The organism is Klebsiella sp. JB_Kp042 (assembly GCF_040065275.1).
In the GTDB taxonomy this organism is placed as follows: Bacteria; Pseudomonadota; Gammaproteobacteria; order Enterobacterales; family Enterobacteriaceae; genus Klebsiella; species Klebsiella quasipneumoniae.
In genome coordinates this window covers 143,501-169,556 of record NZ_JBEAJL010000117.1, presented here as the reverse complement: position 1 = coordinate 169,556, position 26,056 = coordinate 143,501, and the positions used below count along the sequence as shown (strand labels likewise).

Sequence of the window (26,056 nt, the reverse complement as noted above, 5' to 3'; positions counted from 1 at the left end):
AAGCGCCTTTTTTTATTTAGCGCGTAACTGTGTGCATAATGAAGCATAACTGAGTCAGGAGGGGCCATGTCACTGCAAAATTTAACCCGCTTTCCGCGTCTGGAACTGATCGGCGCGCCGACGCCGCTGGAGTATCTTCCGCGTCTGTCCGATCACCTCGGGCGCGAAATTTTTATCAAACGTGATGATACGACGCCGCTGGCGATGGGGGGCAACAAACTGCGTAAGCTGGAGTTTCTCGCCGCCGATGCGCTGCGCGAAGGGGCGGATACGTTAATCACCGCCGGCGCGATCCAGTCTAACCATGTGCGCCAGACGGCGGCGGTCGCCGCCAAACTGGGCCTGCACTGCGTAGCGCTGCTGGAAAATCCCATCGGCACCCGGGCGGAGAACTATCTGAGCAATGGCAACCGCCTGCTGCTGGATCTGTTTAATACCCAGATTGAGATGTGCGATGCCCTGACCGATCCCGCAGCCCAGCTCGACGAGCTGGCGACCCGTATCGAAGCGCAGGGGTACCGCCCGTATGTCATTCCGGTCGGCGGCTCTAACGCCCTTGGGGCGCTAGGCTATGTAGAAAGCGCGCTGGAAATCGCCCAGCAGTGCGAAGACGCAGTGGAGATTTCGTCGGTGGTGGTCGCCTCCGGGAGCGCTGGCACCCATGCCGGACTGGCGGTCGGCCTTGAACAGCTGATGCCGCAGGCGGAACTGATCGGGGTGACGGTGTCGCGCGCTGTTGCCGACCAGCTGCCGAAAGTGGTGGCGCTGCAGCAGGCCGTGGCCAACAGCCTTGAGCTGCAGGCGAAAGCCGACATCATCCTGTGGGATGATTACTTTGCACCGGGCTACGGGACGCCAAACGAGGAAGGGATGGCCGCCGTGAAGCTGCTGGCGCAACTGGAAGGTATTTTGCTTGACCCGGTCTATACCGGCAAAGCGATGGCCGGACTTATCGATGGCATTACGCAGAAGCGCTTTAAGGATGAAGGGCCGATTTTGTTCGTCCATACTGGCGGAGCGCCAGCGCTGTTTGCCTATCATCCTCACGTCTAATATAGAAACCACAGCATGCAAGAAAGTATCCAACTGGTCATCGATTCCGCGCCTTTTCTGCTGAAAGGCGCCGTCTTTACGCTGCAGCTGAGCATTGGCGGGATGTTTTTCGGCCTGGTGCTGGGCTTTATCCTGGCGCTGATGCGCATGTCGCCCCTCTGGCCGGTAAAATGGCTGGCGCGCATGTATATCTCCATTTTTCGCGGGACACCGCTTATCGCCCAGCTGTTCATGATCTACTACGGTTTGCCGCAGTTTGGCATTGAACTTGACCCGATCCCGGCGGCGATGATCGGCCTGTCGCTGAACACGGCGGCCTACGCGGCGGAAACCCTGCGCGCGGCCATCGCCTCGATTGACAAAGGGCAATGGGAAGCGGCGGCCAGTATCGGTATGACCCCGTGGCAGACAATGCGTCGGGCTATTTTACCCCAGGCGGCGCGGGTCGCTTTGCCGCCGCTCTCTAACAGTTTTATCAGCCTGGTAAAAGATACCTCGCTGGCGGCGACGATCCAGGTGCCGGAGCTGTTCCGTCAGGCGCAGCTTATCACCTCGCGAACGCTGGAGGTCTTCACCATGTATCTGGCAGCCTCTCTGATCTACTGGGTGATGGCGACGGTACTCTCCTCGCTGCAGAACTATTTTGAAAACCAGCTGAACCGCCAGGAGCGTGATCCGAAATGAGTGCGATTGAAGTAAAAAGCCTGGTGAAAAAATTCCATGGCCAGACGGTGCTCCACGGTATCGACCTGGAGGTGCAGGAAGGCGAAGTGGTGGCGATCATCGGTCCCAGCGGCTCGGGGAAGACTACCCTGCTGCGCAGCATTAATCTGCTGGAGCAACCGGAGAGTGGCACTATCCGCGTCGGCGATGTGACGATCGACGCCGGTCGCAGCCTCGGGCCGCAAAAAGGGCTTATTCGGCGGCTGCGCCAGCACGTGGGTTTTGTCTTCCAGAACTTTAACCTGTTTCCCCACCGGACGGTGCTGGAGAACATTATTGAAGGGCCGGTCATCGTAAAAGGCGAAGACAAGCAGGAGTCGATGGCGCGGGCGCGCGATCTGCTGGCGAAGGTAGGCCTCAGCGGCAAAGAGAACAGCTATCCGCGCCGCCTCTCCGGCGGTCAGCAGCAGCGGGTCGCCATTGCTCGCGCGCTGGCCATGCGTCCGGACGTGATCCTGTTTGATGAACCGACCTCGGCCCTTGATCCTGAGCTGGTAGGGGAGGTGCTCAATACCATCCGCCAGCTGGCGCAGGAGAAACGCACCATGGTTATCGTGACCCATGAAATGAGCTTCGCTCGCGACGTTGCCGATCGGGCGATTTTTATGGATCAGGGACGCATCGTTGAACAAGGCGAGGCCAAAGCGCTGTTCGCCTCGCCTCAGCAGCCGCGTACCCGCCAGTTCCTCGAAAAATTCCTGATGCAGTAGAGCAGGCGCTGGCGCGGCGGCGCTCCATCGCGAGGGCCGCCGCGTTCAGCCCGCTTCCACGCCGGGGGAACGCCCCATCATCACATTTTCGTGCTATTGACTCCCCTGGCCGTATACACCGCTTCCCATCCCCCCGTGTAGGGTGTAGAAAATGAAAGGAGGGCCTTAGTTTCAGCGCAGCGAGCGGAAAAAAGGCAAGCCTTCAGGCTAATAAATGCGACAGCCACGATATTTTATACATATAAATAAGATTTATGTGTTAGTTTTCTGTATTTATAATAATGATTATCAATCAGGAGTTATTTGCACAGCTATGAGGGACAATGATTTTTTCAGCTGGCGGCGGGATATGCTGCATCAATTTCAGTCCATGGCCGCCGGTGAGGAGGTTTATAATCTCCTGCAACGAGAAACAGAAACGCTGGAATATGATTACTACACGCTTTGTGTGCGTCACCCGGTGCCTTTCACTCGCCCCCGCGTCACGTTTCAGTCGACCTATCCCCGCGCATGGATGTCTCATTACCAGGCAGAGAATTATTTCACGATAGATCCCGTGTTACGCCCGGAGAATTTTATGCGTGGCCATCTGCCATGGGAAGATGGGCTGTTTCGCGATGCGCAGGCATTATGGGACGGGGCGCGCGACCATGGTTTGCAAAAAGGGGTGACACAGTGTCTGACGTTGCCGAATCATGCTCAGGGTTTTCTCTCCGTCTCCGCGAACAACCGTTTGCCGAACGCTTATCCTGATGATGAACTGGAGCTGCGCCTGCGAACGCTGACGGAGTTGAGCCTGTTGACGCTCTTGCGTCTGGAAGATGAGATGGTGATGCCGCCGGAGATGAAGTTCAGCCGGCGCGAACTGGAGATCCTCAAATGGACCGCGGAAGGAAAGACCTCGGCGGAGGTGGCGATGATTCTCTCGATTTCGGAAAATACGGTTAATTTCCATCAGAAGAATATGCAACGGAAATTTAACGCGCCGAATAAAACGCAAATTGCCTGTTACGCCGTGGCGACAGGGCTAATCTGAATGCGCCTGCCGTTCTGCGTGCCAGACGTGATACCGGCTGTCAGTCATACTTTCAGCCGGTACAAGATTACTGCCGGTATGCTTGTTTAATTTGCTTAACGGTGCTGGAGAATACGGCGGCCTGAGCCTCATCTTCCATCTGCGCGATCTGCTTTTCCATTTTAATAATCACGCGACCCGCGTCTGCCTGACCCATCGCCTGCAGCATTAGCGTCATCAGCGCTTTCAGGCAGGAGACTTCCTGCGCCAGTTCTTGATTATTTTCTGCAGTGGAAAAATCTGGTGTGCTCATCGATATCCTCGTTTGCTCGCTGCGCTATTGCGCCTGTCTGAATGTGAAGGCCGCGCAGTATACCACAAGCGACAGAAAAAAAAGGAGTGCTTAATTTCTGTTCTCTCATCTGAGTTGTGAATGATTTTATGCATCAGATAAGACGTAATAGCTGTCAGCAGCGCAATAATTTCCCCCCATTATTTAGCACGTTAATAATTGTTACATATTTTGCCTCGTATTTATGCGCTACGTAATCTGTTGTGTTTTTTGTGCCTTCTGTATGAGGATTGTTAAAAAATAAGCCCCGGGCAACTGATTGTTCGCAATGACTTTCCACTCAGTGTGCACAGACATTGCCATAAATGAGAGCCAAATCGAGGGGACGGCATTTTTTTGCCTTTTAAATTAGCAATAAAACCCGGTAATATGTGGGAGATAAAGTATCAGTAGCGTTATCCCTCATTCTGGAGATTATTCCTTTGATCAACGTTCTTCTTGTTGATGACCACGAACTGGTGCGCGCAGGGATACGACGCATTCTGGAAGATATAAAAGGGATTAAAGTCGCTGGCGAAGCCTGCTGCGGCGAAGACGCCGTCAAGTGGTGCCGGGCTAATTCCGCTGATGTCGTCCTGATGGACATGAACATGCCCGGGATCGGTGGTCTGGAAGCGACGCGCAAAATCGCGCGCTCGGTAGCGGGCACGAAAGTGATCATGTTGACCGTACATACCGAGAATCCTTTACCTGCCAAGGTCATGCAGGCAGGGGCGGCAGGGTATCTCAGTAAGGGCGCTGCGCCACAGGAAGTGGTGAATGCGATTCGCTGCGTCGCGTCCGGGCAACGTTACATTGCCTCCGATATTGCTCAGCAAATGGCGTTAAGTCAGATTGAACCGGAAAAAACGGAATCGCCGTTTGCCAGTTTGTCTGAACGCGAATTGCAGATTATGCTGATGATCACCAAAGGTCAGAAGGTGAATGAGATCTCAGAGCAGCTGAATCTGAGTCCTAAAACGGTTAACAGCTATCGCTATCGGATGTTCAGCAAATTGAACATTCATGGCGATGTCGAGCTGACCCACCTGGCAATTCGCCATGGCCTGTGTAATGCGGAGTCGTTAGCAAGCCAGTGAGTGATGTTTTTGACGCAAAAGCTTTCCTGAAAACGGTAACCAGCCAGCCCGGTGTATATCGGATGTATGATGCTGGCGGAACCGTCATCTATGTTGGCAAAGCCAAAGATTTGAAAAAGCGGCTCAGCAGCTACTTCCGCAGCAACCTCGCGTCGCGTAAAACGGAAGCGCTGGTGGCGCTGATCGCGCAAATCGACGTGACCGTCACCCATACTGAGACGGAAGCGCTGCTGCTTGAACACAACTATATCAAGCTGTACCAGCCGCGGTACAACGTGCTGTTGCGCGACGATAAGTCGTATCCTTTTATCTTCCTCAGCGGCGATACCCATCCGCGTCTGGCGATGCATCGTGGCGCCAAACATGCGAAGGGCGAGTATTTTGGTCCTTTTCCCAACGGCTATGCCGTGCGCGAGACCCTGGCGCTGCTGCAGAAAATCTTTCCCATCCGTCAGTGTGAAAACAGCGTCTACCGCAATCGCTCCCGTCCCTGTCTACAGTATCAGATTGGCCGCTGCCTGGGGCCGTGCGTGGCGGGGCTGGTCAGTGAAGACGAGTATGCTCAGCAGGTGGAGTATGTGCGGCTGTTTCTCGCCGGCAAAGATGATCAGGTGCTGACTCAGCTCATCGCGAGGATGGAGAAGGCGAGTCAGAACCTCGAGTTCGAAGAGGCGGCGCGCATTCGCGACCAGATTCAGGCCGTCCGCCGCGTGACGGAGAAACAGTTTGTCTCTAACACCGGCGACGATCTTGACGTGATCGGGGTTGCCTTTGATGCCGGAATGGCCTGCGTCCATGTGCTGTTTATCCGCCAGGGGAAAGTGCTGGGCAGCCGCAGCTACTTCCCGAAAGTGCCGGGCGGCACCGAGCTGGGCGAGGTCGGGGAGACCTTTGTCGGCCAGTTCTACCTGCAGGGCAGCCAGATGCGCACGCTGCCGGGAGAGATTTTGCTCGACTTCAACCTCGGGGATAAGACGCTGCTGGCCGAGTCGCTGTCGGAGCTGGCGGGGCGCCGAATTCATGTGCAGACTAAACCGCGCGGCGACCGGGCGCGTTACCTTAAGCTGGCGCGCACCAATGCCGCCACGGCGTTAACCACGAAATTGTCTCAGCAATCGACCATCCATCAGCGTCTGCAGGCGCTGGCCTCCGTGCTGGAGCTGCCGGCCGTGAAGCGGATGGAGTGCTTTGATATCAGCCACACCATGGGCGAACAGACCGTCGCCTCCTGCGTGGTATTTGACAGCAATGGCCCCCTGCGCGCGGAGTACCGGCGCTACAATATCGCCGGCATCACCCCGGGCGATGACTATGCGGCGATCAATCAGGTCCTGCGCCGTCGCTATGGTAAAGCGATTGATGACAACAAGATTCCGGATGTGATCCTGATAGACGGCGGCAAGGGGCAGCTGGCGCAGGCGAAAGCGGTGTTTGCCGAGCTGGACGTCCCTTGGGATAAACATCATCCGCTGCTGCTGGGCGTGGCGAAAGGTAGCGATCGTAAAGCCGGCCTGGAAACGTTATTCTTTGAACCAGAGGGCGAGGGGTTTAGCCTGCCGCCGGATTCGCCGGCCCTGCACGTGATCCAGCATATCCGCGATGAATCGCACGATCATGCGATCTCCGGACATCGCAAAAAACGGGCGAAAGTGAAGAGCACCAGCTCGCTTGAGACTATCGAGGGGGTGGGGCCGAAGCGTCGCCAGATGCTGCTGAAGTACATGGGGGGGCTGCAGGGGCTGCAGCAGGCCAGCGTCGAAGAAATTGCCAAAGTACCGGGCATCTCTCACGCTCTGGCAGAAAAGATCTTCTACTCGTTGAAACATTAGGGGCTCTGTAGCAACATAGGGCTAATTTTTACTTACAACAGATAGTTACCCGTCACTATGCAATTTAATATCCCTACGTTGCTTACTCTGTTCCGCGTCATCCTGATCCCGTTCTTTGTGCTGGCGTTTTATCTGCCTTTTAGCTGGGCGCCGTTTGCCTGCGCGCTGATTTTCTTTGTTGCCGCCGTGACCGACTGGTTTGATGGTTTCCTCGCCCGTCGCTGGAACCAGAGTACCCGGTTCGGCGCCTTCCTCGATCCGGTGGCCGATAAAGTCATGGTGGCTATCGCCATGGTGCTGGTCGCTGAGCACTATCACACCTGGTGGGTCACGCTGCCGGCGGCGACGATGATTGCCCGTGAAATTATTATCTCCGCGCTGCGCGAGTGGATGGCGGAGCTGGGAAAACGCAGCAGCGTGGCGGTCTCGTGGATTGGCAAAGTGAAAACCACCGCACAGATGACTGCCCTGGTGTGGATGCTGTGGCGTCCTTATCCGTGGGTGGAATGGGCCGGGATCGCGCTTTTCCTCGTGGCGGCGGTGCTGACGCTGTGGTCGATGCTGCAATATTTGAACGCGGCGCGCGGCGATTTGCTTGATCAGTGATCGTTTCGCCGTTATTTTCAGCAAACGATGCAAAGTTGCGAAAAATACCGTTGACTCACCGCGAGAGATAAGTAGAATGCAACGCATCGAACGGCGGCACAGTCTTCCAGACGATAACAAAATCAAGTGATTAGCAAATAACTTGATGATGCGGGAATAGCTCAGTTGGTAGAGCACGACCTTGCCAAGGTCGGGGTCGCGAGTTCGAGTCTCGTTTCCCGCTCCAGATTAACAGCATCGGCAGTAGCGGGTGCTTCAGAATTAAAGGCGCGTTAGCAAAGCGGTTATGTAGCGGATTGCAAATCCGTCTAGTCCGGTTCGACTCCGGAACGCGCCTCCACTTTATATCCCGAGCCCGGATGGTGGAATCGGTAGACACAAGGGATTTAAAATCCCTCGGCGTTCGCGCTGTGTGGGTTCAAGTCCCACTCCGGGTACCATTGGGATAAAAGCAGAATAATCAAAGCAATAAGCAGTGTCGTGAAACCACCTACGGGTGGTTTTTTTGTTTTCAACCCCGCTTTATCACGACATGTCATCCTGTTTTTCTTCTCCACCTTGTCCTGCACCCGAAACATTGTTATTGGCTAAGCCTGCGCCTGATGATACGGGATGCCGTTCTGACTCCGGGCAAGGAGAGGCCTGAAGTCATGGTCTGTGATCGGCACAGACCTCTGGCGTAGAGGCTTACCGTAGTGAAGCCGGTCCGGGTCGCGGCGGATAATAGGCTTAGCGGGTGGGGGATTATATGATCGGAACGATCTCGCTCCCCCAGGCCAGCAGGGGGAGGCAAGCGGGTACACAGCGAACCGGCGTTGAAACCGTCTCTACAGTTCGAGGTTGAAAGAAAGTACTTTCGATATAAATACCATCTCATCCGTAAGCGAGGGGAATTTGCCGGTAAATCTTTCTTCAGACTCAGGGGTAAAACGATATAGCGAATAATTCTCCCCGGACGCGATGCTCTCCAGCTGAAGGTGAGAGGGTTTCCGCAGTGAAAAAGCTAACAGATAAAAGTTCGTCGTGTGCTGAGCAAGTTCAGCGACTAATGCCGGGAGCGCCTTGGCAAGGTCGATCTCTTCTCTGCAGCAAATGACAAAAAGCTTGCCATCCGCGCTTTTTAATATGTTCCTGAATCTCTTTACTGCGCGGAGGTAATACGCATAATCGGCTGGGGTGGTGGGATCGCGATGGGTGAAGATATCATTCAGGTTATATTTTTGTTTATATTTATTGTGGTGGGCGCCGGGTTCTTTGGACTGGCGATTTAATGAGCTATATTCGTTTTTGTCTAAAAAAATCTGAAAATCGTCCCTCAGGCAATCGATGACCATCGCCGGGCAGGAAAAAATCCAGTCAAAAGGCAGAGAGTTTTTTTTCAGATTAAATTTTTTCAGTGTCCACGACGTTAAACAATGGCTTCCTAATGACACAATGTGCTTCACAGCCCATTGTCCTTGAGTTTCAATCCCTGATACAGGATGTGGCGGGATACATACAATCTCGAATGCCATTCTGGATGGTGTTAATCCCTTGAACTCGTCACTATTCATCAGCGATGCGTTAAGAAGTTGTGCTGATTCGGCAAGCGACTTGTCAGAAATTGCATGGTAATAATTTTTAAGACCGTCAGGATCTGCGGGGCGACCCAGTAATGTTTTATACGTAGACTTTATTAACAATATTTTGAGATATTTTTTCTGGATGTCATTTGCCATTTTTTATCCGCTTGAAGCCATAGTGTTGCTTTATTTAATTGCTGCTTAAATATATAGCCATATAAATTGCGCGGGATTATGACAAGTTGATTTAAGATTGGCAATCCAGCAAAAAATAGCGACTGCAGGGCACGGCGTCGTTGAATATCCTCGGCAGAATCTGGTGGCTATCGATGACTGGGCTGACGGCGGCAATCTCGCGAACGGGATCACCACGTAGTGGGAAACAATCCATTGTCACCGGCAATCGCTCATTTGTCCCAGGACAAAACGATCTCTCCCTGCTACTATCGTCCGGACACTTCATCCAGCCTGCCGGAGGCATCATGTTCACAGGGCTTTGCGCATTTCCGCTGACGCCGCTGCATCAGCAAACTATCGATGAAAAAGCGTTTATTCGTCTTCTTGCTCGTCTTACCGATGCCGGCGTCGACTCCCTGGGCATCTTAGGCTCAACCGGCAGCTACGCCTATCTCAGTCGTGAACAGCGCAAGCGGGTGGTGCAGGTGGCGAAGGCGCATGCCGGGTCGACCCCGATAATGATCGGCGTCGGCGCCATCGCCACCAGCGAGGTGCTCCGGCTGGTGGAGGATGCCCAGCAGGCCGGGGCGGATGCATTGCTCCTGCCGATGATGTCCTATCAGCCGCTCTTTGCGGAGGAGATCTACGCTTTTTACGAGGAGGTCTGCCGGCATGCCTCGGTGCCGGTTTGCCTGTATGACAACCCCCGTACCACCCACGTGACGTTATCGGATGAGCTGCAGGGGCAGATTGCTGCCTTACCGGCCATCGCCTCGATAAAAATTCCCGGTCTGCCCGCGCCGCAGGCGAGTGAACGAGTGGCGGCTCTGCGTCGTCATCTGCCTGGCGGCGTGACGCTTGGCGTTAGCGGTGACGTTCGCGCGACAGCGGGCTTGCAGGCCGGCTGCGAGGTCTGGTACTCGGTCTGCGGCGGCCTCTTTCCTCGTATCTCTCTGGCGCTGGTGAAAGCCATCCGTCACGGCGATGCGGCACAGGTGGCGGCGCTGAATAAGCAACTTGCGCCCCTCTGGCGGTGCTTTGACCGCTACGGCGGCAGCCTGCGGGTGGTCGCCGCCGCTGCGGCCATTCTGGGATTGTGTGATCCTGACTCGCTTCCCCGCCCCTTGCTGCCGTTAGGGGAGGAGGCCTGTCGCGACGTGGCGGCGGCGCTGCACGGGCTGGCCTGATTGTGTCGGGTCGACGCAGGCGCAATGGGCGCTGCCGGGTGGCTTTCTGCCGGCATTTCGGCTACTGTAGGCCCGATTTTTACCATGCGAGCCTGTGAATGAATACCGGACCTTTAAACGAAAACGAACTGGAATGGCTGGACGAGACGCTGGCGAAATACGCCACCGAAGGCGCTATTCTGGATGTCTCTGAACTGGATGGCCTGCTGACGGCGATCCTCTCGGCGCCCACCGCTATCGAACCCGCCCAGTGGCTGCTGGCTATCTGGGGTGGTGCCGATAATGTGCCACGCTGGGCCAACGACCGCGAGCGCGATCGCTTTGTCAATCTGACGCTGCAGCATATGAGCGATATCGCCGAACGGCTGGAGTCTTATCCCGATCAGTTCGAACCGCTGTTCGGCACCCGTGAAGCGGAAGGTCAGGAGCTGACCATCGTTGAAGAGTGGTGTTTTGGCTATCTGCGCGGCGTGGCGCTGAGCGACTGGTCGACGCTGCCTGCTGAACTTCAGCCTGAGCTGGAGGCGATTGCGCTCCACGGTAGCGAAGAACAGTTTTCCGCGCTGGATAATCTGACGGCGGATGAATTTATCGCCAGCATCGAGCGCATCACCCCGGCGGCGCTGGCGCTTTACCAGTACTGGATGGCGAATCCACAGCCGGAGGTGGTCCCGCAGCCGGTAAGAAATGAGACGAAAGTCGGACGTAACGATCCCTGTCCGTGCGGCAGCGGTAAAAAGTATAAGCAGTGTTGCTTAGCGAAATGAAAAAGGGGCCAGCTGGCCCCTTTTTTTATCCCACCGCCGGTAACAGCCCGGCGACGATGCAGAACTGGATCGCTACGATGCCGATCCCGCACAGCAGGACCAGCCACAGCGCCGGGGCGCCGCCGGCCACCCGCCAGGCCGCCTGCGGATGCAGTCGGCGGCTCTTCATGACCAGCATGGCCGGTAACATCAGGGCCAGCACGGCCAACGCCACCCCGGCGTAGCCCAGGGCCATGACGAAGCCGCGGGGATAGAACAGGGCGAACGCCAGCGGCGGCAGAAAGGTGATCATCCCGCTCTGCAGACGCCCGCTGACGCTGTTTTTGCGCTGAAACATATCGGCCAGATAATCAAACAGCCCGAGCGAGACGCCGAGGAAGGAGGTCGCCAGCGCAAGGTCGGCAAACAGGTGTACGGCCAGCTCCACGTGCGGTGACGCTACCACTTCGCGGATCGCCTCCAGCAGACCGTTCAGACCGGCATGTTGCGCCAGCAGGGCGGTAAAGGCCGGAGCGTCGATACTGCCCAGCGTCGCCAGCTGCCAGAAAATATAGGCCACCAGCGGAATAAAACTGCCGATAATAAACACCCGGCGCAGCTTACGGATATCGCCCCCCAGATAGCTGACGACGCTCGGCACGCTGCCGTGAAAGCCAAAAGAGGTAAAGATCACCGGAATGGCCGACAGCGCCAGGCCTTGCTCAACCGGCAGTGTGAGCAGGTTCACCTGATGAATGTGCGGCATCAGCAGAGCCAGCATAATCACCAGGAAGACGATTTTGGCGCTAAACAGGAAGCGATTGAACAGGTCGACCAGCGCGGTGCCAATGCACACCACCGCCCCGCCGAGCAGGGTGAAGATCAGTACGCCGGCAGCCGGCGGCAGCTGCCAGTCCAGCCACTGGTTGAGGCTGGAAGCGAGTAATTCGCCGGCGCCACTGATGTAGGCCGCCGTGAGGGCGTACAGCAGAAACAGCATGCAGAACCCGGTGATCCATTGTCCATAACGGCCCAGATAGCGCGCCGCCAGGGAACCGAGCCCCATATCGGCAGGGACATGCTGGTAGACTTCCAGCAGCAAAAGGGCGGTATAGCACATCAATGCCCACAGGGTGAAAAGTAAACCCAGCGTGACGGTAAAGCCGACGCCTGCGGCGGCCAATGGCATCGCCAACATACCTGCACCGATTGTGGTGCCGGCTACGATTAAAATACTGCCCAGAGTGCGGTTCTTCACGCTTTTCGCTATCCCTACAGCAAATCACAATAATTTATGCCGCGCAGAGTAGGGGATATTGCGTCTTTCGTCAAATCAGGGTTACAAGCTCTGTAATTAAAACTTTACAAGGTCCAAAGGATGAAAGCCTGCGCTGGCGCAAGGCGCGGGCCGTCGGTCTGGCCTAAGCTGGCGTTTTTTTCCGGAGGGGTTATGTCTTCTATTCATGGTCATGAAGTGCTGCAGATAATGCTGGCGTCGAAGGAGTGCTGGACGGTGGCTTCGCTGGAGGCGGCCATTCACCGTCGCTTTGGCGCAGAGGCGCGCTTTCACACCTGTTCGGCGGAAAATCTGAGCGCTGCGGAGCTGGTGGCGTTTTTAGAGCAGAAAGGCAAATTTATTGCCAGAGAGGCAGGATTTACCACCGCAGAAAACAAGATTTGTCAGCATTGAAAATGCCGCGACGGAGAAGCGTCGCGGCGCGGGCAATTAATTCTGCGTATCGAGGGTGGCCAGCTCTTTGTCGATAAAGTACAGACCTTCACCGCTTTTCCCGGCGAGGGTCAGTTTATCAATTACCGATTTAAATAATTTCTCTTCTTCATGCTGTTCGGCGACATACCACTGCAGGAAATTAAAGGTCGGGTAATCCTGACTGGTCATAGCCGCGTGCGCCAGTTCATTAATTTTTTGCGTGATCAGCTGCTCGTGCTCATAGGTCTGGCGGAACAGTTCATCCAGTGACGCATACTCGGCAAACGGGGAGGCGATAGCGTTGATGCGCGGCAGGCTGCCGGTGTCGGTCAGGTAGTCGAACAGGCGCTGCATATGGGTCATCTCTTCCTGGGCATGGCGACGCAGGAAGGCCGCAGCCCCTTCAAAACTATGGTAACTGCACCAGGCACTCATCTGCTGATAAAGAAGAGAAGAATAGAGTTCAAGATTCATCTGTTCATTCAGTTTGTCGATCATTTCCGTTTTCAGCATCGTCGCGCTCCTGGAATTAAAATATAGATGTTATCGGCTGCCACTATAATTTGTTATTTAATTATTTGCAAAAAGTAAATTTAAAAAGATTTTATTTAAAATGCTAATGGGAATAACACGCATTGGCAGTTTAATAATAAATGAGAATGGTTTTAATTTATTATTAGTTTTTTGCGGAGGCGAAATGACTGCCTCGGCGGATTGCGAGGCGGGGAGCGCCAGGCGGAGTCGTCCTGATGAGGAGGCGACACGCTAACCTGAGCGACAGAGGCGGCGAAAGTGTGAAGCGATGCGTAATTTTTAAAACAACTTTTCATAAAATTTGAAAGTTTGTTTTCCAGGTAGTAGAGTGCAGTCAATGCCAATGACATTTTGCGGGCAGGCCCGCACAGCATTCAGGAGAGTAAACCATGAAGATTGCACTGATGATGGAGAACAGCCAGGCGAACAAAAACGCCATCATCCTCAAGGAGCTTAACGCGGTTGCCGACGAAAAAGGATTTCCGGTCTATAACGTCGGTATGAGCGATGAGAACGATCATCATCTGACCTATATTCACCTCGGGATCATGGCCAGCATCCTGCTGAATTCGAAGGCGGTCGACTTCGTGGTCACCGGATGCGGTACCGGCCAGGGAGCGCTGATGTCGCTGAACATCCATCCTGGCGTGGTCTGCGGCTACTGTATCGACCCGGCGGATGCGTTCCTGTTTGCCCAGATCAACAACGGTAACGCGCTGTCGCTGCCGTTTGCCAAAGGTTTCGGCTGGGGCGCCGAGCTGAACGTGCGGTTTATCTTTGAAAAAGCCTTTACCGGTCGTAACGGCGAAGGCTATCCGCCGGAGCGCAAAGAACCGCAGGTGCGTAATGCCGGGATCCTCAACCAGGTCAAAGCGGCGGTAGTCAAAGAAAATTATCTCGATACCCTGCGCGCCATCGATCCGGAACTGGTGAAAACCGCGGTCTCTGGCCCTCGCTTCCAGCAGTGCTTCTTCGAAAACTGCCAGGATAAAGCGATCGAAGCGTTTGTCCGCCAGATCGTCGGGTAATCGTTATCAGGGCCAGCGCCGCTGGCCCTTCCATCCTCTACGATTTCTTCGCCGACACGCTGCTGCCTGCCGTTTTGGCCAGATGCAGGCTGTCGATCATCCCCACCAGACAAATCACCGCGATAAACACAAACGCCAGGCGAAAGCTGATCCCCGGTACGGCGGAAAGGTGCAGCCAGTCGCCGACCTGTTCACCCAGGCGAATGCCGATTGCCCCAAGGGTGATCCCCAGCCCCACCGCCAGCTGCGACGCGGTACTGAACAGGGTATTGGCATCGCTCATCTGCGCGGCGGGGACATCGGCAAAGGCCAGCGTGCTCACGCCCGTGAACTGGACTGAGCGAAACACCCCGCCGAGATAAAGGATCAGCATGATCGCCCAGACCGGGGTTTGCGGCGTGAGCAGCGCGCAGGCCAGCAGCGAACAGACGTTCAGCGCGCCGTTGATCAACAGCAGGCGACGAAAACCCAGCCAGCGGATCAGCGGCGTGGTGGCGGGTTTAATCGTTAAATTGCCGACAAATACCGCCAGCACCAGCAGACCAGAGTGAAAGGGATCCATGCCGAACCCCACCTGAAACAGCAGCGGCAGGAGAAAGGGGACCGCGCTGATGGAGGCCCGGAACAGCGAGCCGCCGTACATCGTCACGCGGAACGTCGGCACCTGCAACGCCGTCAGACGAACCATAGGCGCTGTCGCCCGGCGGAAGTGGCGGATAGCATACGCCAGACAGCCGAAGCCAAGCGCGGCGAGGGCCAGCGTCGGCCAGATCTGCGGCTGACGATCGCCGAGCCGTTCCATCGCCGTGACCAGGCTGACCATCGCCACCGCGGTCGTGATAAACCCTGTCATATCAAAGGCGCGCCGCTCTGCTTCGCGGATATCAGGAATGATGCGCAGCGACAGGATAATCGCCGCGACGCCCAGCGGGACATTGATAAAGAAGATCCAGTGCCAGCTGGCGTAGCGGGTAATAAAGCCTCCCAAAGGCGGGCCGATAATAGGGGCCACCAGCGCCGGCCAGGTGAGGGTGGCGATGGCCTTTATCAGCAGGTGTTTCGGCGTGGTGCGCAGTACCGCCAGACGACCGACGGGGACCATCAGCGCGCCGCCGATCCCCTGCAGGATACGCATGGCGACAAAGATATGCATCTCGCTGGAGAGGCCGCAAAAGATCGAGGCAAGGGTAAAAATGGCCAGGGCGAGGGTGAAGATAGCCCGGGCGCCGAAGCGATCGGCGATCCAGCCGCTGGCGGGGATCAGCACCGCGAGGGTAATCAGATAGGCGCTGATGCCGATATTCAGCTCGACGGCGGTAACGCCAAAATCTCTCGCCATGTCGGGCAGGGCGGTAGCGATCACCGTCCCGTCGAGAAACTCCATAAAAAAGGCGCCAGCCACCAGCAGCGCTGGGGCTGAAAAAGCACGTTCGTTCCCGGAAGAGATCGCGGTATTCATGTTGTCGCTGCCATCAAGGGGATCCTCGGCAAAGCGGCAGCAAAGGTGCCGCCAGCCACTCGGGTGGCCAAAAAACCTGCCACGGCAGGTTTTATTATCGTTAACGATTTAGGGTACTATTACGCTCCTGGAAAAAGGAGTAATTAATGTCTCAACATCTTACCGAACACGACGAGCTGGTTTCCGATGTGGTTGCCTGCCAGCTGGTTATCAAGCAGATCCTCGACGTGATTGACGTCATCGCGCCGGTGGAAGTGCGTGAAAAAATGACCAGCCAGCTGAAAGCCATTGACTTCGCCAGCCACCCGGCCTCTGCCGATCCGGTGACGCTTCGTGCGGTGCAAAAAGCGATTGCCCTGATTGAGCTGAAGTTTACCCCGCAGGAAGAAACGCATTAATAACCGGCCCCGCGGGTGACCGACGGGGCCTTTTCCTTTAATGGGAAACCACGGTCTGCGTTGGCGCAGCCTCAGCGGTTTTAAACAATTTGCTGTTGCCCCAGCACTCTTCGTAGCGATGGCCAACCAGATCCTCAACGATTGCCCGCACCTCCGGCGCAATATCACTGATTTTACCGCCCGCTTTAATCCGCGCGACTTCCTGCAGGACCACCAGATGGGCTTTACGGTCCAGTTTCATCTGCTTACTGAAGACGATAGCGGCCAGGGCTAAGGCGACGACACCGACACAGAATACCACCGCGATGGCGGTCACAGCGCTTTCCGGTTGGCTGTGCGCTTTTGACTGGAAACCGTAAAAGCTCAGGATGGCCCCCATCGAAAACACCACAATCGAGCGCAGAATTTTCCCTGAGAAGGTCATGGCGCCGGCATAGATCCCTTCCCGGCGGCGTCCGGTGTAGATCTCGTCGACATCGGCGAGGAAGGTGTAAACGGTCCAGGGAATATAGTAAACCCCGCCGGTCCCCAGGCCGAACAGCACGGTAATACCGAACATCAGCACGGTCGCCAGGCCTGACGGCAGATGGAAGAACCACAGCGAGGTATACAGCAGGACTGCGAAAATCACGATCCCCAGCGCGAGGATATAGGGTTTGCTGAAGCCCTTTTTCACACACAGGCCGATAAACAGCGCGGTGGAGATCAGCTGCAAAATCGAGTTCAGGCTGTTCAGCCCGGCCACCATTGCCGGATCGTGCTGCAGAACGAATATCACGAAATAGGTGAAGATGGAGGCAAACAGCCATTCCGCGCCAAACCCGCACAGGTACATACCGAGATGTTTGCGGAACACGCGCAGATAAAAGGTGGAACGCATGTCTTTCGCCAGCGACAGCAGGGTGCTCAGCAGCCCCTTTTTCGCGCTGGTATCCACGGCTTCCGCACGCTCGCGCTCCCAGCTGCACAGCCACAGACAGGTAATCGCGACGATCAGGATCGCGCCGTAGGTCAGGCCGGTGAGGAAGAAAGGGGTGGCGGAATCTTTGCCGTACAGCAGAATGAACTGTCCGGGAATAAATGCGGCGAGGAAGTTGGCCAGCTTGCCGAAGATGGCTTTATAGCCGGTGAGCTTTGAGCGTAGCGAGAAATCATCGGTCATCTCTGTCGCCAGCGTTTCATAGGGCACCATGATGGAGGTGTAGATGATCTCAAACACCACGTAGGTGCACAGGTAGTACCAGAAACTCAGGCCCTCTACCCACAGCAGCGGGTAGAACAGCATCAGCGGAATGCCGATCAGCAAAAAGAAGCGCCGACGGCCAAAGCGCTTGCCTAACCGCGTTTTGCCAAAGTTATCCGTCAGATAGCCCATCAGCGGGTTGCTGATGGCGTCGATGATGCTGGCGACGGAGAAGATAAATGAGGCCTCGATCAGCGTCAGGCCGCAAAAGGTCGTATAAAAATAGAGTAGCCATGCCCCGCTTATCGCCAGTGCGCCACTCCCTAACAGATTACCGCCGCCGTAGGCTAACTGATGGCGTAACAAGATCGGTCTTCCCTGCAGCCCTTCAGAGGCTGAAGCCGTGTATCGAGCCATAAAAAATAAACCTCATGTTTTATATTTTTGAAACACTGTTTTTATATTTCTTTGTGGCTCAACAAAAAGTGACCGCGCTCACTAATCCCCCCAAAGGGGTAACGGTGAGGAGGGAATGGGATCGAGTTAAAACTTTTTTATTCTTTTGAGGAATAAATGGCAGGGGAGTATAGCGATAACGGATTAATAAACAGGGCGGGGCAGCGCGAACGCGCTCCCCCTGATCGGGCGAGAAAGGCCCGACACCTCTGATTAATGAGGTTTCTGTGACGCTCCGACGAGGGCCATCAGACGGCGATCGGTCTGTTCCATACCGATCCCGGCTTTGTCGGCATTGCGAATTTCCTCGAGCACGCTTTGCAGCAGCAGCCCATCCTGCTGCTGCTCTTCCGCCAGCCGGGTCAGAAAACGCCAGGTGTTGTCATCGCTCTGCGCTTTGGCTTCTTCGGCGAGACCGCTCAGCATACTGCTACGCTGGCGGTAATCGACCAGGGTTTGGGTAAAGAGATCTTCCAGCGAGGTACATTCGGGATTACAGGCGCGGTCGGGATTCACTATCGGCCAGCTGCCGGCTTTTTTCAGATAGTCAAATACGCGCATGGTGAGGGTGATGCTGCATTGCGCGCGGTTGCGCAAAAATGTCGCGGCGCCGTCGAAGCGATGCCGGGCGCACCACTCGCTTAAGTTCAGGTAAACGTTAGAGGCGTGGAACTCAAGGTTCATCTGGGTGTTTAGCTTTTGTGCCATTCCTGGAACTGCCATAAAAATATCCTTATTAACCGGGAAGGGGTTACTGGTGCGCGTCAGCGGTTCCTGCGGTAAACAACAGGATAAAAGAGTGGCGCGCTGCACTGTTGCAGAATAATAAAACTCTACACATTCCGTATGAGTCGGGTAATTTTTCCTCTTGCCGACAATTTTAGAATACTCGCTGAATGGAATTAAGAAAACTCTCAAGATGGATAATTTACGTTTTGTTACACGATTATTCCTGAATGACGACTGGCGGGGGATTGGCGGCGTAGACCGGGGCGCTAGCGCGGTGTACCAGGTATAAGTTATAGGTATTTGACTACGAGATTCGTCGTATAACGCAAAGCTATAAGTTATTTCAGAGAGCAATGTTTCATGGTGATGATAATTATTTTTATTTTTTGTTGCAGGCTTTTTTATGTATCCGGAATATCTTTTTCAATTCGGAATAAATTACGCAAAAGATCCGTTTCATCGCGATATAAAACGGCCGATGCGCGGACTGGCGACGCGCGTCTGCTGATCTTCAGCGCCGGCAGGCAGTTGACCGCCGCTGCGACCCCGTTAGCCACTGGATATACCAGTGCCGTAACCCTCTGTTAAACACCCTCTGACATCACAGGGATAACCCTGCTGGTGGTATAGATGATCCTGCTATTCGCCGGTTAAATTGTATGATAATTATGTCTTTTTTTATGTCTTTTTTTGCTAAATCTATGTACGCAATTACTGTAATTCCGCGATGTGATAATGCTCTCGTATGGAGAAATAATTTCCGGGTATTACTACTCTAACAACGGCAGTAGGGAATGTGATTTTTCTAATGCCTTGTTTTGATGCTGATAAAAAAGTTAATTCCGATTTTTCCCTACATGAAAGCGAATTAAAGCTGGAGTTTACCATGCACAAATTTACTAAAGCGCTGGCGGCCATTGGTCTCGCAGCGGTTATGTCACAATCAGCTATGGCGGAAAACCTGAAATTGGGTTTTCTGGTGAAACAGCCGGAAGAGCCATGGTTCCAGACCGAGTGGAAATTTGCTGATAAAGCAGGAAAAGATTTAGGCTTTGACGTCATTAAAATTGCGGTGCCGGATGGTGAGAAAACCCTGAACGCCATCGATAGCCTGGCGGCCAGCGGCGCGAAGGGCTTTGTCATCTGTACCCCCGATCCTAAGCTCGGCTCGGCGATTGTCGCTAAGGCGCGCGGCTATGACATGAAGGTGATTACCGTCGATGACCAGTTCGTCAACGCCAAAGGTAAACCGATGGAGAGCGTGCCGCTGGTGATGATGGCGGCCAGCGAAATCGGCGCCCGCCAGGGGCAGGAGCTGTATAAAGAGATGCAGAAACGCGGCTGGGATGTCAAAGACACCGCGGTGATGGCCATCACCGCCGATGAGCTGGACACCGCCCGCCGTCGTACCACTGGCTCCATCGATGCCCTGAAGGCGGCCGGTTTCCCGGAAGCGCAAATCTACCGCGTTCCGACAAAATCTAACGATATCCCGGGGGCGTTTGACGCCGGTAACTCGATGCTGGTCCAGCACCCGCAGGTTAAACACTGGCTGATCGTTGGGATGAACGATAACACCGTGCTTGGCGGCGTGCGTGCCACTGAAGGCCAGGGCTTTAAAGCGCCGGATGTGATTGGCATTGGCATCAACGGCGTGGATGCCGTCAACGAACTGTCGAAGGCGCAGCCGACCGGTTTCTATGGCTCCCTGCTGCCTAGCCCGGATATTCATGGCTATAAAACCAGCGAAATGCTCTACAACTGGGTCACCAAGGGCGTTGAGCCGCCGAAGTTCACTGCGGTGACCGATGTGGTGCTGATTACCCGCGATAACTTCAAAGAAGAACTGGCGAAAAAAGGGCTGTAACAGCCCGGTTGAACTGGCCCCCGCCGCGGCGGGGGCTGAGTGCAGAAGAGCGGAGTCGTTATGCAACAGTCTACCCCTTATCTCTCATTTCGCGGCATCACCATGACGTTCCCTGGCGTAAAGGCCTTGTCCGATATCAGTTTTGACTGCTACCCAGGACAGATCCACGCGCTGATGGGCGAAAATGGCGCAGGCAAATCGACGCTGCTGAAAATCCTCAGCGGTAACTACATCCCCACCGCGGGCCACCTGCAGATCGGCGGTCAGCAGATGGCGTTCACCAATACGATGGCGGCGCTCAACGCCGGCGTGGCGATTATCTATCAGGAACTGCATCTGATCCCGGAGATGACCGTCGCCGAAAATATCTATCTTGGCCAGCTGCCGCACAGAGGCGGCATCGTCAACCGCTCGCTGCTCAACTACGAGGCCCGCCTGCAGCTTGAGCATCTGGGGCTGGATATCGACCCGGAGACGCCGCTGAAGTATCTCTCCATTGGCCAGTGGCAGATGGTGGAGATTGCGAAAGCGCTGGCGCGTAACGCCAAAATTATCGCCTTCGATGAACCGACCAGTTCGCTCTCTGCCCGGGAGATCGACAACCTGTTTCGCGTTATCCGCGAGCTACGGGAGGAGGGGCGCGTCATCATCTATGTTTCACACCGGATGGAAGAAATTTTTGCCCTCAGCGATGCCATCACCGTCTTTAAAGATGGCCGCTACGTCTGCACTTTTGACGATATGCCGAGCGTCAGCCACGACGCGCTGGTTCAGGCGATGGTGGGACGCAATCTGGGGGATATTTACGGCTGGAAACCTCGCCCCTACGGCGAAGAGCGACTGCGTCTGGAGGAGGTGAAGGCCCCGGGCGTACGCACGCCGGTCAGCCTCTCGGTGCGCAGTGGCGAAATCGTCGGCCTGTTTGGGCTGGTGGGCGCCGGGCGCAGCGAACTGATGAAAGGTCTGTTCGGCGGGACGCGGATCACCGGCGGTCAGGTGTATATCGATGGCCAGCCCGTCGACATACGCAAACCGGCCCAGGCCATCCAGGCCGGGATGATGCTGTGCCCGGAAGATCGGAAAGCGGAGGGGATTATTCCGGTTCACTCCGTGCGCGACAACATCAATATCAGCGCCCGGCGCAAGCATATCCACGCCGGGTGCCTGATCAACAACGCCTGGGAGGCGGAAAACGCCGATCAGCATATCCAGTCGCTGAACATTAAAACGCCGGGCCCGGAACAGCTGATCATGAACCTGTCTGGCGGCAACCAGCAGAAAGCGATCCTGGGCCGCTGGCTGTCGGAAGAGATGAAGGTGATCCTGCTCGATGAGCCCACCCGCGGTATCGATGTCGGCGCCAAACATGAAATTTACAACGTGATATATGGCCTCGCCGCCTCCGGTGTCGCCGTGGTATTTGCCTCCAGCGACCTGCCGGAAGTGCTGGGCGTCGCCGACCGCATCGTGGTGATGCGTGAAGGGCAAGTCGCCGGCGAACTGCTGCATGAAGAAGCCAATGAACAGCAGGCGTTAAGCCTTGCGATGCCAAAAGTGAGTCAGGCTGTCGCCTGAGTAAGGAGTAAATGATGTCATCAGTGACTACGTCCGGCGCTACCCGCTCTGCCTTTAGCTTTGCCCGTATCTGGGATCAGTTTGGCATGCTGGTGGTGTTTGCGGTGCTGTTTATCGGCTGCGTAATTTTTGTGCCTAACTTTGCCTCATTCGTCAATATGAAGGGGCTGGGGCTGGCGATCTCGATGTCCGGGATGGTGGCCTGCGGTATGCTCTTCTGCCTGGCCTCCGGCGATTTCGACCTGTCGGTGGCGTCGGTTATCGCCTGTGCCGGGGTCACTACCGCCGTGGTGATTAACCTGAGCGAAAACCTGTGGCTGGGGATTGCCGCCGGTCTGCTGCTGGGGGCGATCAGTGGCCTGGTCAACGGCTTTGTCATTGCCCGCCTGAAGATCAACGCCCTGATCACCACGCTGGCCACTATGCAGATTGTCCGCGGTCTGGCCTACATTATCTCCGACGGTAAAGCGGTAGGGATCGAAGATGAACGCTTCTTCACCCTCGGTTACGCCAACTGGTTTGGTCTGCCGGCGCCGATCTGGCTGACGGTCGCCTGCCTGGTGGTTTTCGGATTATTACTAAACAAAACCACCTTTGGCCGTAATACGCTGGCTATAGGCGGCAATGAAGAGGCGGCGCGTCTGGCCGGTGTTCCGGTGGTGCGCACCAAGATTATTATCTTTGTGCTCTCCGGTCTGGTATCGGCCGCGGCGGGAATTATCCTGGCGTCGCGGATGACCAGCGGCCAGCCGATGACCTCGATTGGCTATGAGCTGATTGTTATTTCGGCCTGTGTGCTGGGCGGGGTATCGCTGAAGGGCGGGATCGGCAAGATCTCCTACGTGGTGGCCGGGATCCTGATCCTCGGGACCGTGGAGAACGCGATGAACCTGTTGAACATCTCGCCGTTCTCACAATACGTCGTGCGCGGGGTCATCCTGCTGGCGGCGGTAATTTTTGACCGCTACAAACAAAAAGCCAAACGTGCGGCCTGATTTCAGGCATAACTTTTAAGTCTACAGAGTAATTACCGCCAGCGCCCGTTTCGCTGGCGGTAACTATCAAAAATGGCGAGGTTGGTCACACTGTCTATACTTACATGGCTAACATATAATTAACAACCAGCTTCGGCTGGCCATGATAAGGAGGAAACAGGGTGGATAACCAGATATCTGTACCGCCTGCGCTAACCGGAAACTACGCTTTTTTCTTTGACCTCGACGGTACTCTTGCCGATATCCAGCCGCACCCCGATCAGGTGGTGATACCCGACAACACGCTGCAGGCGCTCAACGCGCTGGCCCGGCAGCAGGGCGGGGCGGTGGCATTGATTTCAGGGCGCTCAATGTCTGAACTTGACGCGCTAACCCATCCCTGGCGGCTACCGCTGGCCGGTGTTCACGGGGCTGAACGCCGTGATATCAATGGTAAAACCTATATTGTCTCTCTGCCGTCGGCTCTGCGCGATGAAATCGCGGCTGAGCTGACCTCGGCGTTGCAGGCGCTCCCCGGGTGCGAGCTGGAGAGTAAAGAGATGGCCTTCGCGCTCCACTACCGCCAGGCGCCGCAGCAGCAGAGCGCGGTGCTGGAGCTGGCGCAGCGCATCGTTCAGCGCTACCCGCTGCTGGCGCTACAGCTTGGCAAGTGCGTAGTGGAGATTAAACCCCGCGGTGTCAACAAAGGGGAGGCGATCACCGCCTTCATGCAGGAAGCGCCGTTTGCCGGTCGCGAACCGGTTTTTGTCGGCGATGATTTGACCGACGAAGCGGGATTCAGCGTGGTGAATCAACTGCAGGGAATGTCGATAAAAGTGGGCGCCGGGGAAACCCAGGCGCACTGGCGGTTGGCGGATGCCGCCGCCGTAAGGACGTGGTTGCAACATCTGGCGTATGACGCGCAAACCGAAAGGAGGGATGACCATGAGTCGTTTAGTCGTAGTCTCTAACCGTATCGCCTTACCGGACGATAAAAAATCGAGCGCTGGCGGTCTGGCCGTCGGCATCCTGGGGGCACTGAAAGCGGCAGGGGGTCTGTGGTTTGGCTGGAGCGGCGAAATTGGCGATGACCAGCAACCGCTGAAGCAGGTCTCCCGCGGAAATATTTCATGGGCGTCGTTCAACCTTAATGAACGTGACCATGATGAATACTACAACCAGTTCTCTAATGCCGTGCTGTGGCCGGCCTTCCATTATCGTCTAGATCTGGTCAGCTTCCAGCGCGAAGCCTGGGAGGGATATCAGCGAGTTAACGCCATGCTGGCGGACAAGCTTCTGCCGCTGATCGAACCAGACGATACGCTGTGGATCCATGATTACCATCTGCTACCCTTCGCCAGCGAACTGCGCAAGCGTGGGGTCAACAACCGGATCGGCTTCTTTTTGCATATTCCGTTCCCGACGCCGGAGATTTTTAACGCGCTACCGCCGCACGCTGAGCTGCTGGAACAACTGTGCGATTACGACCTGTTGGGCTTCCAGACTGAAAGCGACAGAACCGCGTTTCTTGACAGCATTGCCATGCAGACCCGACTCTCCGACCTCGGAGACAAACGCTATCAGGCGTGGGGTAAGGCGTTCAGCACTGAGGTTTATCCGATAGGGATCGATCCGGACGAGATTATGCGCAATGCCAAAGGTCCGCTGCCGCCGAAACTGGTCCAGCTGAAAAACGAGCTCAAAAACGTGAAGAATATCTTCTCGGTGGAGCGGCTTGACTACTCGAAAGGGTTGCCGGAGCGGTTCCTCGCCTATGAGACGCTGCTCGAAAAGTATCCTCAGCATCACGGTAAGATCCGTTATACCCAGATCGCACCGACCTCCCGCGGCGATGTGCAGGCCTATCAGGACATCCGCCACCAGCTGGAAACCGCATCCGGGCGCATCAATGGCCAGTTTGGCCAGCTTGGCTGGACCCCGCTCTACTACCTGAACCAGCATTTTGACCGTAAGCTGCTGATGAAGGTCTTCCGCTACTCTGACGTCGGCCTGGTGACGCCCCTGCGCGATGGTATGAACCTGGTGGCGAAGGAATACGTGGCAGCGCAGGATCCGGATAACCCTGGCGTACTGGTCCTGTCACAGTTTGCCGGCGCGGCGCAGGAGCTGACCAGCGCCCTGATCGTCAACCCCTACGATCGCGACGAGGTTGCCGCCGCGCTGGATCGCGCCCTTAGCATGCCGCTGGCGGAACGTATTGCCCGTCATTCTGCGATGCTGGACGTGATCAGAGAAAATGATATTCATAACTGGCAGGCGCGCTTTGTCGACGATCTGCAGCATATTTCACCGCGCAGTGAGGAGAGCCGCCTGCGGGGGAAGATAGCCACGTTCCCTAAACTGGCCTAGTTCAGGAAAAGGGCTAACCGGCGTTAGCCCTTTTCAAGGGAAACCAGCAGGACATCGACGCCGCAGCTGCCGACGATATTTTTCGCCGAGCAGGTGGCGCGCGAAAAAAGGGAATGGTTATGATTGCCGCAGATCACCAGATCGACCTGGTGCGACCGGCAGAAGTCCTTAATATGATGGCCCAGTTCGCCGCAGGCGATGGTCATTTTCTCTATCGGGTAGTCCGCGTGACGCGCCAGCTCGTTGAGAAAATCACGCGTCTCTTCCTGCATCACCTCGCGCAGATTTTCCATCATCGGCGCAGCGAACTGGTTATACAGCTCCGGATCCGTGGCGAGGGTGATAAAGCTCACTTTCGCGTTCACGGGCCGGGCAATCGACACCGCTTTTTTAATTAATACCTGACTCTCCGGCGTTGGCGCGACGGCAACCAGCAGATGTGAATAAGGCATCTGGCCTCCTTGAGATACGCGGAATAACCCTCTCTTTCCTTCTTTCTTTACTCCTGTTTACCCGGCTGCGCAAGGGCCGATCCCGGGATTTGCGAGCCTCTTCGCCAGTCGGTGTTTTTCCGGTCAGATTACAATGATGAACCTATCTTTTGATTTAAAAGAAATGCCGTTTTATAAATGAGTGAAGTGAAGACGTCATCTCTTTGTCATTTTGCCACCGGCGGCGGTTGCGTGGCAAAAGCACAAAGGTAACGTCGTTTCGCTGCTTTTAGTGTAGCCAG

At 55.6% G+C, this 26,056-nt stretch carries 26 protein-coding genes, 3 tRNA genes and 1 pseudogene; 21 read left to right on the top strand and 9 right to left on the bottom strand.

The annotated features are described in order from the left end of the window. The first annotated feature begins 66 nt into the window (after positions 1–66). The 4 genes from dcyD (at position 67) to sdiA (ending at position 3,522) form a co-directional block, all read left to right on the top strand. Positions 67–1,053, top strand: a complete 987-nt coding sequence (gene dcyD / locus ABLV54_RS26635) for a D-cysteine desulfhydrase (protein ID WP_044524005.1) — start codon at positions 67–69, stop codon at positions 1,051–1,053. Between the two features lie 15 nt (positions 1,054–1,068). After that, a complete protein-coding gene (gene tcyL / locus ABLV54_RS26630; protein WP_008804215.1) occupies positions 1,069–1,737 on the top strand; it encodes a cystine ABC transporter permease in 669 nt (222 codons plus the stop codon). After that, the gene (gene tcyN, locus ABLV54_RS26625) at positions 1,734–2,486 is read left to right on the top strand and encodes an L-cystine ABC transporter ATP-binding protein TcyN (RefSeq protein WP_004203465.1); all 753 of its coding nucleotides are present in this window, start codon (positions 1,734–1,736) and stop codon (positions 2,484–2,486) included. The genes tcyL and tcyN overlap by 4 nt, the downstream gene beginning before the upstream one ends. Positions 2,487–2,799: 313 nt before the next feature. After that, positions 2,800–3,522, top strand: a complete 723-nt coding sequence (sdiA, locus tag ABLV54_RS26620; protein ID WP_044524003.1) for a transcriptional regulator SdiA — start codon at positions 2,800–2,802, stop codon at positions 3,520–3,522. Between the two features lie 67 nt (positions 3,523–3,589). Here sdiA and ABLV54_RS26615 read toward each other — a convergent pair whose 3' ends face one another. Then, on the bottom strand, positions 3,590–3,814 hold the full coding sequence (locus ABLV54_RS26615; RefSeq protein WP_023290279.1) for a DUF2594 family protein: 225 nt from the start codon (positions 3,812–3,814) through the stop codon (positions 3,590–3,592). A gap of 461 nt (positions 3,815–4,275) precedes the next feature. Between ABLV54_RS26615 and uvrY the strand changes: the two genes are divergently transcribed. From uvrY to ABLV54_RS26585, 6 genes are all read left to right on the top strand, one after another. Then, positions 4,276–4,932: a UvrY/SirA/GacA family response regulator transcription factor gene (uvrY, locus tag ABLV54_RS26610; RefSeq protein ID WP_002911539.1), complete on the top strand. Its 657-nt coding sequence runs from the start codon at positions 4,276–4,278 to the stop codon at positions 4,930–4,932. Next, positions 4,929–6,761 carry an excinuclease ABC subunit UvrC gene (uvrC, locus tag ABLV54_RS26605; protein ID WP_348814255.1) on the top strand — a complete coding sequence of 611 codons (1,833 nt, stop codon included), beginning with the start codon at positions 4,929–4,931 and terminating at the stop codon, positions 6,759–6,761. The genes uvrY and uvrC overlap by 4 nt, the downstream gene beginning before the upstream one ends. A 57-nt stretch (positions 6,762–6,818) precedes the next feature. Beyond that, a complete protein-coding gene (pgsA, locus tag ABLV54_RS26600) occupies positions 6,819–7,367 on the top strand; it encodes a CDP-diacylglycerol--glycerol-3-phosphate 3-phosphatidyltransferase (RefSeq protein WP_004141115.1) in 549 nt (182 codons plus the stop codon). A 150-nt stretch (positions 7,368–7,517) separates the two neighbouring features. After that, positions 7,518–7,593: transfer RNA gene (locus ABLV54_RS26595), tRNA-Gly, on the top strand. Between the two features lie 40 nt (positions 7,594–7,633). Next, positions 7,634–7,707: transfer RNA gene (locus ABLV54_RS26590), tRNA-Cys, on the top strand. Between the two features lie 13 nt (positions 7,708–7,720). After that, a tRNA-Leu gene (locus tag ABLV54_RS26585) sits at positions 7,721–7,807 on the top strand. 387 nt (positions 7,808–8,194) lie between these two features. On the opposite strand, the gene ABLV54_RS26580 is transcribed toward ABLV54_RS26585, so the two are convergent. Beyond that, positions 8,195–9,085, bottom strand: coding sequence for a DUF1796 family putative cysteine peptidase (locus ABLV54_RS26580; protein ID WP_348814254.1), 891 nt, complete (start codon positions 9,083–9,085; stop codon positions 8,195–8,197). 326 nt (positions 9,086–9,411) lie between these two features. On the opposite strand from ABLV54_RS26580, the gene ABLV54_RS26575 reads away from it, so the two are divergent. Both ABLV54_RS26575 and ABLV54_RS26570 read left to right on the top strand, forming a co-directional pair. Beyond that, positions 9,412–10,293 carry a dihydrodipicolinate synthase family protein gene (locus ABLV54_RS26575; RefSeq protein WP_044524002.1) on the top strand — a complete coding sequence of 294 codons (882 nt, stop codon included), beginning with the start codon at positions 9,412–9,414 and terminating at the stop codon, positions 10,291–10,293. A 98-nt stretch (positions 10,294–10,391) separates the two neighbouring features. Next, entirely contained in the window at positions 10,392–11,060 is a 669-nt protein-coding gene (locus ABLV54_RS26570) for a YecA family protein (RefSeq protein WP_004203454.1), read from the top strand. A gap of 25 nt (positions 11,061–11,085) precedes the next feature. Here the strand turns inward: ABLV54_RS26570 and tyrP are convergent, their stop codons facing one another. Further along, positions 11,086–12,297, bottom strand: a complete 1,212-nt coding sequence (gene tyrP, locus ABLV54_RS26565) for a tyrosine transporter TyrP (protein ID WP_032428925.1) — start codon at positions 12,295–12,297, stop codon at positions 11,086–11,088. A gap of 192 nt (positions 12,298–12,489) precedes the next feature. Here tyrP and ABLV54_RS26560 point away from each other — a divergent pair, with 192 nt between their 5' ends. Beyond that, positions 12,490–12,729: a YecH family metal-binding protein gene (locus ABLV54_RS26560; protein ID WP_050533823.1), complete on the top strand. Its 240-nt coding sequence runs from the start codon at positions 12,490–12,492 to the stop codon at positions 12,727–12,729. A gap of 36 nt (positions 12,730–12,765) precedes the next feature. Here ABLV54_RS26560 and ftnA read toward each other — a convergent pair whose 3' ends face one another. After that, positions 12,766–13,263: a non-heme ferritin gene (gene ftnA / locus ABLV54_RS26555; protein WP_004203451.1), complete on the bottom strand. Its 498-nt coding sequence runs from the start codon at positions 13,261–13,263 to the stop codon at positions 12,766–12,768. 57 nt (positions 13,264–13,320) lie between these two features. Further along, positions 13,321–13,428: pseudogene (locus ABLV54_RS26550) on the bottom strand (hypothetical protein); the annotation flags it as partial. A 245-nt stretch (positions 13,429–13,673) separates the two neighbouring features. Here ABLV54_RS26550 and ABLV54_RS26545 point away from each other — a divergent pair. Beyond that, complete coding sequence (locus tag ABLV54_RS26545) at positions 13,674–14,312, top strand: RpiB/LacA/LacB family sugar-phosphate isomerase (RefSeq protein WP_023290273.1); 639 nt, start codon at positions 13,674–13,676, stop codon at positions 14,310–14,312. A 37-nt stretch (positions 14,313–14,349) separates the two neighbouring features. On the opposite strand, the gene ABLV54_RS26540 is transcribed toward ABLV54_RS26545, so the two are convergent. After that, positions 14,350–15,771: an MFS transporter gene (locus ABLV54_RS26540; RefSeq protein ID WP_032453401.1), complete on the bottom strand. Its 1,422-nt coding sequence runs from the start codon at positions 15,769–15,771 to the stop codon at positions 14,350–14,352. 146 nt (positions 15,772–15,917) lie between these two features. Here ABLV54_RS26540 and ABLV54_RS26535 point away from each other — a divergent pair, with 146 nt between their 5' ends. Then, positions 15,918–16,169, top strand: coding sequence for a DUF2766 family protein (locus ABLV54_RS26535; RefSeq protein ID WP_004203448.1), 252 nt, complete (start codon positions 15,918–15,920; stop codon positions 16,167–16,169). 37 nt (positions 16,170–16,206) lie between these two features. On the opposite strand, the gene ABLV54_RS26530 is transcribed toward ABLV54_RS26535, so the two are convergent. Next, positions 16,207–17,718 (bottom strand): MFS transporter, encoded by a 1,512-nt coding sequence (locus ABLV54_RS26530; RefSeq protein WP_032453400.1) that lies wholly within the window; start codon positions 17,716–17,718, stop codon positions 16,207–16,209. A gap of 65 nt (positions 17,719–17,783) precedes the next feature. Here ABLV54_RS26530 and ABLV54_RS26525 point away from each other — a divergent pair, with 65 nt between their 5' ends. Further along, positions 17,784–17,918, top strand: coding sequence for a succinate dehydrogenase (locus ABLV54_RS26525; RefSeq protein ID WP_065805780.1), 135 nt, complete (start codon positions 17,784–17,786; stop codon positions 17,916–17,918). 103 nt (positions 17,919–18,021) lie between these two features. Here the strand turns inward: ABLV54_RS26525 and ABLV54_RS26520 are convergent, their stop codons facing one another. Continuing rightward, the gene (locus ABLV54_RS26520; RefSeq protein WP_032453399.1) at positions 18,022–18,531 is read right to left on the bottom strand and encodes a non-heme ferritin-like protein; all 510 of its coding nucleotides are present in this window, start codon (positions 18,529–18,531) and stop codon (positions 18,022–18,024) included. Positions 18,532–19,423: 892 nt separating this feature from the next. On the opposite strand from ABLV54_RS26520, the gene ABLV54_RS26515 reads away from it, so the two are divergent. The 5 genes from ABLV54_RS26515 (at position 19,424) to otsA (ending at position 25,323) form a co-directional block, all read left to right on the top strand. Continuing rightward, positions 19,424–20,404, top strand: a complete 981-nt coding sequence (locus tag ABLV54_RS26515; protein ID WP_004203441.1) for an arabinose ABC transporter substrate-binding protein — start codon at positions 19,424–19,426, stop codon at positions 20,402–20,404. Between the two features lie 60 nt (positions 20,405–20,464). Further along, on the top strand, positions 20,465–21,979 hold the full coding sequence (gene araG, locus ABLV54_RS26510) for an L-arabinose ABC transporter ATP-binding protein AraG (protein WP_109547156.1): 1,515 nt from the start codon (positions 20,465–20,467) through the stop codon (positions 21,977–21,979). 14 nt (positions 21,980–21,993) lie between these two features. Beyond that, positions 21,994–22,974 (top strand): L-arabinose ABC transporter permease AraH, encoded by a 981-nt coding sequence (araH, locus tag ABLV54_RS26505; RefSeq protein WP_109547157.1) that lies wholly within the window; start codon positions 21,994–21,996, stop codon positions 22,972–22,974. 161 nt (positions 22,975–23,135) lie between these two features. Then, positions 23,136–23,924 (top strand): trehalose-phosphatase, encoded by a 789-nt coding sequence (otsB, locus tag ABLV54_RS26500; RefSeq protein WP_023290265.1) that lies wholly within the window; start codon positions 23,136–23,138, stop codon positions 23,922–23,924. Beyond that, positions 23,899–25,323: an alpha,alpha-trehalose-phosphate synthase gene (gene otsA / locus ABLV54_RS26495; RefSeq protein ID WP_109547158.1), complete on the top strand. Its 1,425-nt coding sequence runs from the start codon at positions 23,899–23,901 to the stop codon at positions 25,321–25,323. The genes otsB and otsA overlap by 26 nt, the downstream gene beginning before the upstream one ends. 23 nt (positions 25,324–25,346) lie before the next feature. Here the strand turns inward: otsA and uspC are convergent, their stop codons facing one another. Beyond that, positions 25,347–25,775 (bottom strand): universal stress protein UspC, encoded by a 429-nt coding sequence (uspC, locus tag ABLV54_RS26490; protein ID WP_004203433.1) that lies wholly within the window; start codon positions 25,773–25,775, stop codon positions 25,347–25,349. Positions 25,776–26,056 lie beyond the last annotated feature (281 nt).